Origin of the sequence: Deinococcus actinosclerus (genome assembly GCF_001507665.1) — a bacterium.
GTDB classification, from domain to species: domain Bacteria; phylum Deinococcota; class Deinococci; order Deinococcales; family Deinococcaceae; genus Deinococcus; species Deinococcus actinosclerus.
Map to the genome: position 1 here is coordinate 2014009 of NZ_CP013910.1, position 12659 is coordinate 2026667.

The 12659-nt window shown below is 72.5% G+C and carries 10 protein-coding genes; 3 read left to right on the forward strand and 7 right to left on the reverse strand.

Features of this window, described 5'->3' with window-relative positions:
- The first annotated feature begins 120 nt into the window (after positions 1-120).
- Positions 121-1266, forward strand: coding sequence for a branched-chain amino acid ABC transporter substrate-binding protein (locus AUC44_RS09725; protein WP_062158443.1), 1146 nt, complete (start codon positions 121-123; stop codon positions 1264-1266).
- A 254-nt stretch (positions 1267-1520) separates the two neighbouring features.
- A complete protein-coding gene (locus tag AUC44_RS09730) occupies positions 1521-3065 on the forward strand; it encodes a glycoside hydrolase family 68 protein (protein WP_062158444.1) in 1545 nt (514 codons plus the stop codon).
- Positions 3066-3127: 62 nt separating this feature from the next.
- Here AUC44_RS09730 and AUC44_RS09735 read toward each other — a convergent pair whose 3' ends face one another.
- From AUC44_RS09735 to AUC44_RS09760, 6 genes are all read right to left on the reverse strand, one after another.
- Positions 3128-4240, reverse strand: a complete 1113-nt coding sequence (locus AUC44_RS09735; RefSeq protein ID WP_062158445.1) for a DUF58 domain-containing protein — start codon at positions 4238-4240, stop codon at positions 3128-3130.
- A complete protein-coding gene (locus tag AUC44_RS09740; RefSeq protein ID WP_062158446.1) occupies positions 4237-5199 on the reverse strand; it encodes an AAA family ATPase in 963 nt (320 codons plus the stop codon). The genes AUC44_RS09735 and AUC44_RS09740 overlap by 4 nt, the downstream gene beginning before the upstream one ends.
- Positions 5196-6632, reverse strand: coding sequence for a DUF4129 domain-containing protein (locus tag AUC44_RS09745; RefSeq protein ID WP_062158447.1), 1437 nt, complete (start codon positions 6630-6632; stop codon positions 5196-5198). The genes AUC44_RS09740 and AUC44_RS09745 overlap by 4 nt, the downstream gene beginning before the upstream one ends.
- Before the next feature lie 125 nt (positions 6633-6757).
- Complete coding sequence (rpoD, locus tag AUC44_RS09750) at positions 6758-8437, reverse strand: RNA polymerase sigma factor RpoD (protein ID WP_062158448.1); 1680 nt, start codon at positions 8435-8437, stop codon at positions 6758-6760.
- Positions 8438-8643: 206 nt separating this feature from the next.
- Positions 8644-9873: a class I SAM-dependent methyltransferase gene (locus AUC44_RS09755; protein ID WP_062158449.1), complete on the reverse strand. Its 1230-nt coding sequence runs from the start codon at positions 9871-9873 to the stop codon at positions 8644-8646.
- 50 nt (positions 9874-9923) lie between these two features.
- The gene (locus tag AUC44_RS09760) at positions 9924-11144 is read right to left on the reverse strand and encodes a hypothetical protein (protein ID WP_062158450.1); all 1221 of its coding nucleotides are present in this window, start codon (positions 11142-11144) and stop codon (positions 9924-9926) included.
- Between the two features lie 134 nt (positions 11145-11278).
- Between AUC44_RS09760 and AUC44_RS09765 the strand changes: the two genes are divergently transcribed.
- Positions 11279-11698: a hypothetical protein gene (locus AUC44_RS09765; RefSeq protein ID WP_157445276.1), complete on the forward strand. Its 420-nt coding sequence runs from the start codon at positions 11279-11281 to the stop codon at positions 11696-11698.
- A 111-nt stretch (positions 11699-11809) separates the two neighbouring features.
- Here the strand turns inward: AUC44_RS09765 and AUC44_RS09770 are convergent, their stop codons facing one another.
- Positions 11810-12433 carry a C40 family peptidase gene (locus tag AUC44_RS09770; protein ID WP_062158452.1) on the reverse strand — a complete coding sequence of 208 codons (624 nt, stop codon included), beginning with the start codon at positions 12431-12433 and terminating at the stop codon, positions 11810-11812.
- Between the last annotated feature and the right edge of the window lie 226 nt (positions 12434-12659).

Here is a 12659-nt window from a genome sequence, read left to right on the forward strand (position 1 = left end):
GGCCGGGCGCGCGGCTGGGCCGCCTATCTTGAACGCCCAGCCCCGGCCGCTCCGGCGCCGCCTCTGTCCCCTGCACCGCTCACACCTGCCCGCGCGGCGGGTGTCCCGAAGGAGTTTTCCATGAAGCGCATCCTGACCCTGACCCTGCTGGCCCTGAGTGCCGGCGCGCACGCCCAGAGTACCGTCAAGCTCGCCACCCTCAGCCCGCTGTCCGGTTCGATCAGCAACCTGGGCGCGCAGGTGCGCAACGGCGCGCAGCTGGCCGTGAACGAGTACAAGGCGCCGTTCAAGAAACTCGGCTTCGACCTCGTGCTCGCGCCCTACGACGATCAGGCCGATCCGGCGACCGGCACGGCGGCCGCGCGCAAGATCGCCGCCGACCGGCAGGTCCTGGCGGTGGTGGGGGCGCTCAACAGCGGCGTGACCATTCCCGCAACCGCCGCGCTGAGTGCCAGTCGCGTGGCGGTCGTGAACTCGGGCAGCACCGCCAATCAGGTGACCGACCGCGGCCTGAAGAACGTGAGCCGTATCGTGCCGCGCGACGACGCGCAGGGGCCCGCCGGCGCGAGTTTCCTGACCGGCACCCTGAAGGCTAGGCGGGTGTACATCCTGAACGACAAGACCGCGTACGGCGAGGGCCTGGCCGGTGAGGTCGAGAAGACCCTGAAGGCGCGCGGCGTGAAGGTCCTGGCGAACGAGGGCACCGAGGAGAAGAGCGACTTCTCCGGCGTGGTCGCCAAGATCAAGTTGCAGCGCCCTGACGCGATCTATTTCGGTGGCGTGTACAACCAGGTGGGGGTGTTCCTGGCGCAGCTGCGCGGCGCGGGCGTCACGGTGCCGGTGGTGGGCGGCGACGGGCTGGACAGCCCGGAACTGAGCCGCGTGGCCGGCGCGGGCGCCACGAACGTGTACTACACGACCGTGTCGGCGCCCCTGAGCGCCCTGCCGGCCGCGAAGACCTTTGCCACGTCGTACCGCAAGGCGTTCGGCAGCGATCCGCAGGGGTTCGCGGCCTTTGCGTACGACGCGGCGCGCGTGGCGCTTCAGGGCGTTCTGAGCGCCGCGAAGGCGAACGGCGGGAAACTGCCCAGCCGCGCGCAGGTGGAGACGGCGGTGCGGGCCGGGTCGTACTCGGGCCTGCTGTCCGGCAGCGTGAAGTTCAATGCGGTCGGCGACCGGCAGAGCGCGAAACTGTACGTCATGAAGCTCACGGGAGGCAAGCTGAGCCTCAGTACCAGCCTGACGGTCCAGCCAGCCCGCCGCTGATCACGGCCCGCAGCAGTGGATGTGAGGCGGCTCTCAGGGGCCTGTAGGCGGGTTGATCCAGCCTCAAGCCGCTGGTCCCGAAACGCTCAGATTGTGTGGATTCGCACGTCAGCTCAGGGCGCCGACCAGCACACTGCCTCACACAACTCACACCGGATAGCGCCGCATCCGTCCGCCTGACTCTCCCCCGCCCCGGCGTCACCCTGCACGCCGGGGTGACGTTCTGTTTGGGCCGCCCCACACGGAGACCCGTCATGCCTCGACTGCCCCGGCCCCGACTGCCGCTGCCCCGCCACGCCGCCACTGCGCTCATCAGCCTGCTGCTGGCCGCCTGCGCTCCAGGCAACGCGCCCACGCCCGCCCCGGAACCGGCGCCGCCCGACACCCGCCCCGAGGGCACCTTCACGGACCGCTGGACGCTGCAGGAAGCGCTGCAGCTGCCGGCCGACACCGAGAAGACCGCGCAGACGACCATGCCGCTGATCACCAGCTGGCCGCAGGGCGCGCAGAAGACCCTGCCGGACCAGTGGGTGTGGGACACGTGGCCGCTGAAGACCGAGGACATGCAGATCGCCACGGTGCGCGCGGCGGACGGCACGCCGTACTACGTGCTCATTCACCTGAGCGTGGACGACAGCGTGCTGCCCGGCGCGCGGCACGACCTCGCCACGCTGCGCTACTCGTACTCCACCGACGGGCGCAGCTGGCAGCCGGGTGGGTACCTGTTCCCGGAGGGCGTGGTGCTCGGCTCGCGCAACTGGGCGGGTTCGGCGCTGCTGAAGGCGGACGGCAGCGTGGAGGTGTACTACACCGCGACCGGTGAGCGCGACGAGGGGCCGGTGCAGGGGCCGTCGTCGGTGCTGGAACGCCAGCAGGTCGGCGACGTGCAGGGCCCGCTGACGGCCGACGGGCAACTGGTTCCGCAGAGTGGCAGCGGCTTCCCGAACGAGGGGGGCATCGGCTTCGAGCAGCGGATCGCGCTGGCCGACGGCGTGAAGGCCGAGGTCGTGAACGGCCGGGTGGTCTTCAGCGGCACCTGGAAGCACCGCGTGATCCTGCGCGCGGACGGCACGCTGTACCAGACGGTCGCGCAGTCCGACGCGGGCCCGCTGTACGGCTTCCGTGACCCCTGGGCCTTCCGCAACCCGGCCGACGGGAAACGCTACGTGCTGTTCACCGGGAACATGGGCGGCCTGAAATCCCAGCAGACCTGCCAGCCCGAGGATCTGGGCGACGCGGCCTTCCGCGCCGGCCTGGGCGCCCTGAACGCCGAGATGCCGCTGCACAACGGCGCGATCGGACTGGCGGTGGAAACCGCGCCCGGCGCGTGGAAACTGCTGAACCCGCTGCTGACGGCCCGCTGCGTGAATCAGGAACTGGAACGGCCCCACCTCGTCATGAAGGACGGCCAGGTGTACCTGTTCTTCAGCAGCCACATCGGCAAGTTCGCGCCGTACGGTGACCTGCGCGACCGGGGCGAGGAAGGGCTGTACGGCTTCGTGGGCGACTCGCTGCGCGGCGACTACACGCCGCTGAACCGGGGCGGACTGGTGCTGAACACCCCGCTGACCCAGCGCTACCAGAGCTACTCCTACGACGTGCTGCCCGGCGGCCTGACCACCCTGTTCGTGGACGTGCCGGGTATCGGCAACCAGGACATCAGCGTGGTGTCCACCCTGCCTCCCGAGGAGCAGCGGGCGGTGTTCGGCGGGACGCTGGGCAAGACGCTGAAGATCGACATCAGCGGCAGGTCCACGGCGCTCGTGTCGGAACTGAACTACGGGCAGATCATTCCCTGACCCGGCGTGGCGGCGGCGGGGCCGCAGTGGCCGGATCACCACTGCCGCCCCGCCGCTGTGGATCAACCGGCCAGGGTCAGGACGCTCTGGTTGCCGCGCAGGACGTACACCAGGATGCCGGACTCGGCCAGCACGGCGGCGCGGCGTTCCAGGTCCCGCACGGCGTCCGGCAGGCCCGCCCACTGCCGCCGGGCCTGCTCGCCGGGCTCAAGGTAGAAGCCCTCGGGGAGCGCGACGATGCTGACGCGGCTGGCCGTGGCGCGGGCGCGCAGCGCCTGGGTGGTCAGGTCGGCGCTGGGCCGCGCGGTCAGGATGATCAGGTTCCCCCCGGCGCGCGTGGCCGGCAGCGCGGGCGGCGCCGGGTCGGGGTCCAGCCGGGCCAGCAGGTGCAGCGCGGCGTGCAGGGCGTCCGTGCCGCGCCCGGCGGGCGTGACCTGTCCCCCGGCGGCGGCCGCCACCGGAAGGCCCAGCGTCTGCCCCTCGCGCAGCAGGCTGGCGGCCAGCCGCACGGCGCTGTCCACGAAGGTCGGCCCACCGGCGCTGGCATCCACGAACACCGTCAGGCTGCTGGCCGCCGTGCGTTCAGGTTCCCGCACGACCAGCTCGCCCCGGCGGGCGCTCAGGCGCCAGTGGATCCGGCCCGGCGCGTCCCCGGTGACGTACTCGCGGGCGCTGCGCAGGCTGAGGGGATCGTCCAGCCCCAGCTGCCGCGACAGGCTTCCCTCCGAGAGCAGGGGCCGCAGCAGGTCCGGCAGGAGCAGCCCGTGCGTGCCGGGGTACACGGTGACGGCCGTGGAGGCGGGCACCGTGGTCTGCTGCCAGAACAGCCCCAGCGGATCGGCCCAGGCGAGGTCCAGGCCCGGCCACTCGAACTGGCCCCGGCGGTTCAGCCGCAGGGTGGTCGTGAAGGTGTGGGTGGTCTCGCCGAGGTGCAGCGCGGCGGCGCTCAGCTCCTGGCGGACCACCACGCTGCGCGGCGCAGGATCACTGAACTGCACGCGCAGCGGGCGGCGTGAACGCACCGTGACGGTCACGGTCAGGGGCAGCTGGCCGCCCTCGAAGCCGCTGGGCGGCACGTCCCGCGTGACGGTCACGTGCGGCGGGCGGCGCGAGAGGCCCCACAGGCCGCCCGTGACGGCGAGGATCAGAGCCAGCCACAGCAGCGCCGCCGTCATGCGTGCGCGGCGTCCTCGACCGGGACCGGCTGGGCGCGCAGCACCTCGCCGACGATGCCTTCGGCACTCTGACCCTGGAGGCGCGCCTCGATCCGCAGGCTCAGGCGGTGCGCCAACACGCCCGGCGCGGCGCGCTGCACGTCGTCCGGCGTGACGAAGGACCGCCCCGCCAGCCACGCCAGCGCCTGCGCGGCGCCCTGCAGGCCCAGACTGGCGCGCGGCCCGCCCCCCAGCGTGACCAGGGGGTGCGCGCGGGTCGCGGCGCTCAGACCCGCGATATACGCCCGCACGGGTTCCGACACGAACACGCGCCGCACGGCCTCCTGCGCGTCCAGCAGCGCCGCCGGGGTCGTCACGGCCCGCAGCGCCCCGATGGGATGCTCGCCTTGAAGTCGGCCCAGCATCCGCACCTCCTCCTCCGGCGTGGGGTACCCCACCGAGAGTTTCAGCAGGAAGCGGTCCAGCTGCGCCTCGGGCAGGCGGTAGGTGCCCTCGTGCTCGACGGGGTTCTGCGTGGCGATCACCACGAACGGCGCGGGCAGCGGGTGGGTCACGCCGGATTCCGTGACCTGCCCCTCGGCCATGGCTTCCAGCAGCGCGGACTGCGTCTTGGGCGTGGCGCGGTTGATCTCGTCGGCGAGCAGCACCCCGGTGAAGATCGGCCCGGGCACGAAGCGGAACTCGTGGGTGTCCGGGCGGTACACGCTCACGCCGGTCACGTCGCCGGGCAGCAGGTCCGGCGTGAACTGCACGCGCCGGAAATCCAGGCCCAGACTGAGCGCCAGGGCGCGCGCCAGCATGGTCTTCCCGGTGCCAGGGGCGTCCTCCAGCAGGACGTGCCCACCGGCCAGGACGCCCGCCAGCGCGAGCCGCGTGACGTCCTCCTTGCCCACGAGGACCTGGGCGACGTTGTCGAGAATCGAGCGGGCGAAGGCGGGCGTGGGCGCAGTGTGGGTCATGACAGGTCCTTTTGGTCGGAGGGATGATCGGTGGGCGTGAGGGTCGGCGCGACCCCCTGAATGGTCCGGGCGACCTGCTCGGCCTGTTCGGCCTGCTCGTCGGTCAGCTGGCCGCCGTAGCGGACGGGTTCGTACAGGGCGGTCAGGGTGCCCAGCGCTTCAGCCAGTGAGGGGTGCTGGGTGCCGAGCCGCGCGGCGTACCCGGCGGGCGTCTCGTGCGCCGCGCGGCCCAGTCCGGCGTCCGACAGGGCCGCCAGCGCCCCCCGGTACGCGACGCGCACCCGGTGCAGCGGGGCAGACAGCGTCGCGCCGAGCGGCAGGTCAGGGATGGCCGCCTCTGCTGTCGCGGCAGACGACTGGTGACGGTAGGCCCACAGCAGCGCGACCATTGCCCCCAGCAGGCTCAGGAGCGCCACGAGCTGCGCGGCCGGGGCCAGCCAGCTCACATTCACCAGCTGGTCCGTCGCTCCGGCCGCGACCGCCGCGGCCTCCTGGGACGCCGACTCCGGTGGGGGCGCTGCGTCCAGTGGCATGGCTGAGGCACGGCCGCCCTGATTCAGCAGGAACGCCGACGCGAACCACAGCAGCCCGCTCAGCACCAGTCCGGCCGTCATCAGGACCTCGGCCGGGTGCGGCGGCCGGCCCGCGCGGCGGCGCAGCTGCGGCAGGCCCAGGGCCAGCAGCAGACACACCACGCCCAGGCCCATCAGCAGTTCCGGCGGGAGCAGCGGCGCGCCCAGATTGAACTGCACCCCCGGGGCAGACTGACCCCGGTGCAGGAGGTCTGGGGTCACCGGGTCCGCCGGCCGACCGGCAGCCGCCGCTGGCGGCCCCGGGGGAGCGGCGTCGCTGGTGGCAGGCGGCGTGAGCGCCGCGCCGATGTCGGGCCGGGGCGAAGGCAACAGGGCCGACAGCAGCGCCACGGCCAGCACACCACCCGCGGCCCAGGCCCACCAGGTGGGCGCGGCCTGCCCCGCATGCCGGGCGTCGCGCCCGGGCCGCGCCAGGGCCCCCCCGGCCAGCGCCAGGATCAGACCAGGCTGCGGGGCGAGGAGGCCGGGCAGCAGCCCCAGCAGACCGCGCCGCTCCCCGTCCTCCAGCGCCTGCGCGCCCCAGGTCAGTGCCAGGCCCGACAGGCTGAGCAGCAGGTAGCCGCCCGCCACGGCGAGCAGTTGACGGGGCTGACCCAGGGCGGCGGGCACCTGCGCGGCCACGCTCAGGCCGATGATCAACTGCGTGATCAGCAGCCGCCCCTGTCCCCAGGCCGGCAACCGGACGCCCAGCGCGAACAGGCCGCACAGCAGGCCCACTCCCCACAGTGGCATCAGCCCGGCGAGGCCCAGGGGCAGCAGCGCCAGCCCGTACGCGGTCAGAGGCGGGCCGGTGCGGGGCGCGGCGAGGTCGTCCGGCACCGGGGAGGTGAGGTCAGTCATGGTTGCCGGAGAATACGCGCGTCCCCGCGCGGAAGTTGCCGCAGATGGGGGGCCTGCGTCCGAGCGCGCGGCATGGCAGCGCCGCCCCGATCCGGTGTGGATGCGGGGCGGCGCTGGGGCGGAATTCAGTCGAGGAAGTCGCGGAGCTTGCGGGTGCGGCTCTCGTGGTACTTGAGTTTGCGCAGCGCCTTGTTCTCGATCTGGCGGATGCGTTCGCGGGTCACGCTGAAGCGCTGCCCGACCTCCTCCAGGGTGTGCTCGCGGCCGTCCACGAGGCCCTTGCGGAACTTCAGGACCATCGCTTCACGCTCGGTGAGTTTCGAGAGGGCCTTTTCCAGTTCCTCGCTCAGGAGGGTCTTGGCGGCATTCTCGACGGGGCTGTCGAGGTTCTCGTCGGGGATGAAGTCGCCGTAGAAGGAGTCCTTCTCGTCACCGATGGGCGTCTCGAGCGAGACGGGTTCCTGGCTGACCTTCTGCACTTCCTCCACCTTCGTGGCGTCCCAGCCGGGGCCCATGGCCTCGGCGATCTCCTCGTAGGTGGCCTCGCGCGACAGTTCCTGCTGAAGCTGGCGGGCGGTGCGGGTCAGTTTGTTGATCGTCTCGACCATGTGCACCGGGATGCGGATGGTGCGGGCCTGGTCGGCAATGGCGCGGTTGATGGCCTGCCGGATCCACCACGTGGCGTACGTGGAGAACTTGTAGCGGCGGCGGTACTCGAACTTCTCGACCGCGCGGATCAGGCCCTGGTTTCCTTCCTGGATCAGGTCCAGGAAGCCCAGGCCGCGTCCGGTGTACTTCTTGGCGATGCTGACCACGAGGCGGAGGTTGGCCTCGATCAGGCCCTGGCGGGCGGCGGCGCCGTCCTCGGTCTGGCGCATCAGGCGGCGGCGGGCGCGGTCCTCGAGTTCGAGGTCCTCCTCGAGCACCTTGCGGGCTTCCTCGCCTTCCTCGATGCGCCGGGCGAGCGCGATCTCCTCTTCGAGGGTCAGCAGGGGCACGCGGCCGATCTCGTGCAGGTACTGGCGCACCGGGTCGTTGGACACGGCGCGGGGCATGTCGTCGAAGTATTTCTCCTCGTCGTCGTCCTGCGCGGCGGCTGGGCCGTCCTCGGCAGCTTCTTCCTCGTCGGCCTCGTCCTCTTCGTCGAGGTCCTGCACCTCGATGTTCTGCCCGGCGAGGTACAGCTGCATGTCCTCGAAGGCGTCGGGGCTCTCGGGGTCAAGACCGTTGGCTTCGAGCGCGCTGGCGAGCGCGGTGGCGATGTCCTCGCTGGAGAGCACCCCGGCGGCGCGCCCGGCCTTCAGGAGTTCCTGAATACTGGCGTGCGCGTAGTAGGGCTTCTCGGGCTGGCCGCCCTTGACGGGGCCGGCCGCCGGTTTGGCGGCAGGTTTCGCGGCGCGCGCGGTGGGCTTGGCGGCCTTGGCGGGCTTGTCGGCCGGTTCGGCCTTCGCCGCAGTTTTCTTCGCGGCGGGCTTCTTGGCCGGCTTGTCGGCGTCGTCCTTGGGCGCCGCCTTCTTTGCGGCCGGCTTCTTGACGGGCGACTCGACGGTTTCCGTGGCGACCACCGGCGCCGCGACACTGGGCGCGGGTTCGGCTGGTGTCGCCTGGACGGCGGGGGCCGCCTCGACTTTCGGCGCGACCTTCTTGGCCGGCGCGGGCTTGGCCGGGAGGGGGCTGGTGGCGGTCGTGACGGGTTTGGGGGTGGTGCCGGGGGCCACGCGGGCGCGGGCGCGCGCGGCGGCTTTGGGTTCGCCGCTTTCGGCGTCGACTTTCTTGCGGGTGCGGACGGTCGTGGAATCTGCCATGCGGCCTCCTGGGGTGGGGTCGGGGCGGGTTTGTGGGGGTGGGGGTGTCCGGGCGGCGGACCGTGCGCCGGGCACCTGAACGCGTCAGTCTAGCAAACGCGCCTTGCACCGCATCGTGACGTGGGAAGGGGCCGGTTGCGGAACGCCGGGCTAGCAGATCACATACGAGGTCCGGGGCCGGCCGGTTCCCACCCCCGGCTGGGGGATCAGGGGCGGGTGACGGTCAGCACCTTGAAGCCGGCCTCGCGCAGGGTCTCGCGCACCTCGCCCAGGGCGCGCAGGTCGGCCTCGTAGGGCAGGAAGTCGTTGGCGACGAGGTGCAGCGTCCCGCCCGGGCGCAGGCGACGCCCGGCGGCGGCGATGAATTCACGGGCCACGTCCAGCACCACGCCGCGTCCCATGTGGAAGGGCGGGTTGGTGAGGATCACGTCGAAGGTCGCCTCGGCGTCCAGGGCGGCGTCCACGTCCGAGTGGATCGCCACGCCGCTCAGACCGCTGGCCGCCAGGGTGGCCTGCGCGCTGCGGACACTGGGCAGGTCGCCGTCCACGAGCGTGACGGTCGCGCCGCGCCGCGCGGCCCACGCGCCGATCAGGCCCGTGCCGCAGCCCAGGTCCAGCACGTCCTTCCCGTTCAGCGCGCTGCCGTCCGGGTCGAGGCGTTCCAGGGCGCCCAGCATCAGCGAGGTGGCCTTGTCGGGTTTCGCGGCGCTGAACACGCCGGGCAGGCCGACGACCGTCACGCCAAAGGCCTCGAAGCCCTCGGGGTCGGGCAGGGGCGGGGTGGGTCCGGGACGGCGGATGAGTTTCGCCACGCGCATCCCGCCGTCGCGGGCCACGACCTCGCCGGCACCGAAGGCGTTCCCGGCGAGCCGCACGTAACGGTCGAAGCCCTTGTCGCGGTCGCCGGCGATGTACAGCGTGCCGCCCGGGGGCGTGCTGGCGTGCGCCCACGCGACCTGCGCGGCGGCGTAGGCGTTCCCCCGGTCACCGGCCAGCACCAGCGCCACGGTCCGGGCGCGGTCCGGCCAGCGGTCCTGGAGCGGGTCGCCGGGCGCGGCGGCGTGGGCGTCCAGCCCGGCCGCCTTCAGGGCGCTCAGGGCGGCGGCGCTGCCCTCCACGGCGCGCAGGGTCACGCCCGGCAGGCTGCCCAGCAGGCCGCCCATGGCGCTCAGGTCCAGCACCTCGCCGCGCACGCGGTCCCTGCGCATCACGCCCGCCAGCAGGGCCTGCGCGGCGTCCACGTCGGGGTAGCCGCGCACGCCGCTCTTGGTGAGGGCCTTCAGGGAATCCAGGCGGGGCGGGAGGTTGGCGGGGCGCACCTCAAAGTAGTTCACGGGGGGCCGCGCCTCCGGGCGGCTACCGGTCGCGGCGGCCGGGCGCTCGGAGGCCGGTCGGTCGTTCTTGAATCGGATCTTCTGCTTGGGCCTGCGCGTCACCCCCACAGACTCGCACACCTTCGCCCCCACCGGGCCCTGCGGGCCCCCGGTCAGTCGTCGTGGGGGGGCGGCGCGTCCGGGTCGCAGTAGTCCAGGCGGCTGGGTTTGAAGTCCCCGACCACGACCTCCCGCTTGAAGGGGTAGCCGATCCGGACGCCCTCGGCGGCGCACTCGATCGTGAAGCGCTTGCCCCGGGTGACGGGCGTGTCCCCGATTATCACGGGCCGCGCCGCCTCGTAGATCGCGGCCCAGGGCGTGCAGAAGTAATGGCCGATCAGGCGGCCCCCGTTGCGGCCGTAGGTCACGTCGCCGCGCGCCATGGCCGCCTGGATGTCCTGCCACAGCGCCACGCTCTGGCGCGGGTCGGGGTCGAGCGCCCACATCTCCGTGATGACCTCCCGCGCGCGGGGATCGGCGCGCAGGCTCGGGGCGGCCACCGGGTCGGTCATCACCCAGGGGTCGAAGCCGGGCTCGCCGGGCAGGGCCACGTGGACGGCGCGGCCCCCCGCGCCACCGGGTGACGGCCGCTGGCGGGGGGCCTGCCGGGTGTGCAGCGCCGGGTAGCTGAGCACCTGTCCGGCGTGGTACAGCGCCTCCACGGCCCGCTTGGCGTGTTCCTCGACCTGCTCGTGCAGCGCCTGGCTGGCGCCCGGCGTGTACATCCGCTCGGCGTACTCGGCGCGGCTGACGGCCTCGGCGAACAGGCCGCGCACCCCGGCCAGCTGGCCGCGGTCGGCCTCAGGGGTGGCCTTTTCCAGGGCGTTTATGACCGATCCGGCGTGCAGGCGCATGGCTCCCAGGGCGGCGATCATGGCGTCCAGGTGGGGGCGCGGGCAGGGTTCCACCGGCGACCAGTCCGGCAGCGGTGCGGGCAGCGGGCTGTCCGGCTGGAAGTGCGGGTCGTGCGCGGCGCGCGTGGCGTGCGCCAGCCAGCGCTGCACGTCCTGGTAGTACGCCTGCACCTGATTGAAGGTCACGGGCGGCACGAAACCGGCGGTGGCCGGGTCGGCGGTCTCGTCGGCGCTCAGCATGCGGTCACCCAGGGTCTGCAGCGCGAAGGCGTTCCAGATGCACGCGAGTTCCGTGCCGACCTGGGCGGGCATCCCGAACGGACTCGTGCCGCTGGCGGCCAGATCGAAGCGGCGGCGTTCGGCGGCGTCCAGCAGCTCGTGCACCGCGCCGCCGGCGCGCTGGTAGGCGTAGAGGGTCTCGGCGTTCTGTTCGCCACTCAGGGCCGCGCGGAGGCGGGTCCAGACGGTCGGAGGTTCCATGTCCCTGCACAGTACCGCCCGGGGGGCGCGGCGGTTCCCGCAGGTGCGGTCGGCCGATCCAGTGCCGTGCGCCGGGGCACCGGTTCGGTGGTCAGGAGAGGAACCCAGGTGCGCGGCGCGGTAGCCTGCGGCCCATGCGTGCTCCTGCTGTCGCTGCCGTTCTCGCCCTGTGTGCCGCCGCCGGGGGGGTGGTCTGGTGGCAGGGCGAATCGCGCTGGCGCGGCGAGCTGTACTGCTTCGCCGATCCCGCGCGGGTGTGGGGGGTCGCGCCGCTACCGCCAGGCGTCACGCCCTCCTGCCCGGCGTCCCGGGGCGTGCGGCGCGAGGTGCGCAGCGGCCAGACGCGCGTGGAGCAGTTCACGCTGCCTGGATGGGCGCCGCAGCAGGTGCGTGAGCTGCTCACGGCGCAGGGGTTCGTGGTGGCCCACGCCCTGCCCGACGACGGGATCCAGGTCGAGGCGGTGCTGACCCGCGCCGGAGAAACCGTGCTGTACACGGCCGCCCACCAGGGTGAGGGGACGTTCGTGACGCTCAGTTCCCCCGGCGAACGCTGAGCTCGGGCTGGCCTGCGCCCCGCTGACGGGCCAGGGCGGGGGCCCAATGCAGCGCCCCCGCCCTGGGAGGGGCGGGGGGGTCGATGAAAGCGCTGCGTTGTGGGTCCGGCTTCAGTTCAGGACGCGGCGGGCGCCGTCGTAGCGGCTGGCCCAGTAGGGGTTGCCGAACAGCGGTTCGATCATGGTCTTGCCGTAGTAGCTGTTGGCGTTGGCCATCATGCCGTCGCCCATGTAGATGCCGACGTGGCTGGCGGTGCGGCCCATGGTGTTGAAGAACACCAGGTCGCCGGCGCGCAGGTCGCGGCGGCTGACGGCGCTGCCCGCGCGCCACTGGGCGGCGGCGGTGCGGGGCAGGTTGATGCCCAGCTGGCGGAACACGTTCAGGGTGTAGCCGCTGCAGTCCAGGGCGCCGCCGCCGGTCGCGCCGAGCACGTACCGGGCGCCCAGGAAGCGGGTGGCGGCGGCGCGGATGGTGACGCTGCTGCGACCGGCCTGTGCGGGGGCGGCCTGGGGGCGCGCGGCGGCCGGGGCGGGGCTGGCGCCACCCGTGCTGAGCTTCTGACCGACCTGGATGGTGCTGCTGCCGAGCTTGTTCAGCTGCATGAGCTTGGCGGCGTCCACACCGGTGCTCTTGGCGATGGAGTACAGCGTGTCACCGGGTTTGACGGTGTAGGTGGCGGCGGTGGCGCTACTGGTCAGGGCCAGGAGGGTCAGGAGGGTGCGTGTGGCTTTCATCGACAGGCAGAGTTTAACCTACCTTTATTTATTCGTCCTTAATTCATCTGCTTTCCCAGGCTTGGTATGCGCCTATACGGCCTCTATGCGTCCCCGAATCTGATTTATGAGTCAGGTCCAGCGGTCGTCGGTCACATTTCTCAGGAATCCTCTCATGGCGCCAGAACCGACCGGAACGCCGTCTTGTACGTTTTCTGGGGTATATGCCGAAAACAGCACGTCCTCA

Bases quoted from the DNA above. Each gene is read 5' to 3' on its own strand.
- AUC44_RS09725 (WP_062158443.1), top strand. From the start codon at position 121: ATGAAGCGCATCCTGACCCTGACCCTGCTGGCCCTGAGTGCCGGCGCG.
- AUC44_RS09730 (WP_062158444.1), top strand. From the start codon at position 1,521: ATGCCTCGACTGCCCCGGCCCCGACTGCCGCTGCCCCGCCACGCCGCC.
- AUC44_RS09735 (WP_062158445.1), bottom strand. From the start codon at position 4,240: ATGACGGCGGCGCTGCTGTGGCTGGCTCTGATCCTCGCCGTCACGGGC.
- AUC44_RS09740 (WP_062158446.1), bottom strand. From the start codon at position 5,199: ATGACCCACACTGCGCCCACGCCCGCCTTCGCCCGCTCGATTCTCGAC.
- AUC44_RS09745 (WP_062158447.1), bottom strand. From the start codon at position 6,632: ATGACTGACCTCACCTCCCCGGTGCCGGACGACCTCGCCGCGCCCCGC.
- rpoD (WP_062158448.1), bottom strand. From the start codon at position 8,437: ATGGCAGATTCCACGACCGTCCGCACCCGCAAGAAAGTCGACGCCGAA.
- AUC44_RS09760 (WP_062158450.1), bottom strand. From the start codon at position 11,144: ATGGAACCTCCGACCGTCTGGACCCGCCTCCGCGCGGCCCTGAGTGGC.
- AUC44_RS09765 (WP_157445276.1), top strand. From the start codon at position 11,279: ATGCGTGCTCCTGCTGTCGCTGCCGTTCTCGCCCTGTGTGCCGCCGCC.
- AUC44_RS09770 (WP_062158452.1), bottom strand. From the start codon at position 12,433: ATGAAAGCCACACGCACCCTCCTGACCCTCCTGGCCCTGACCAGTAGC.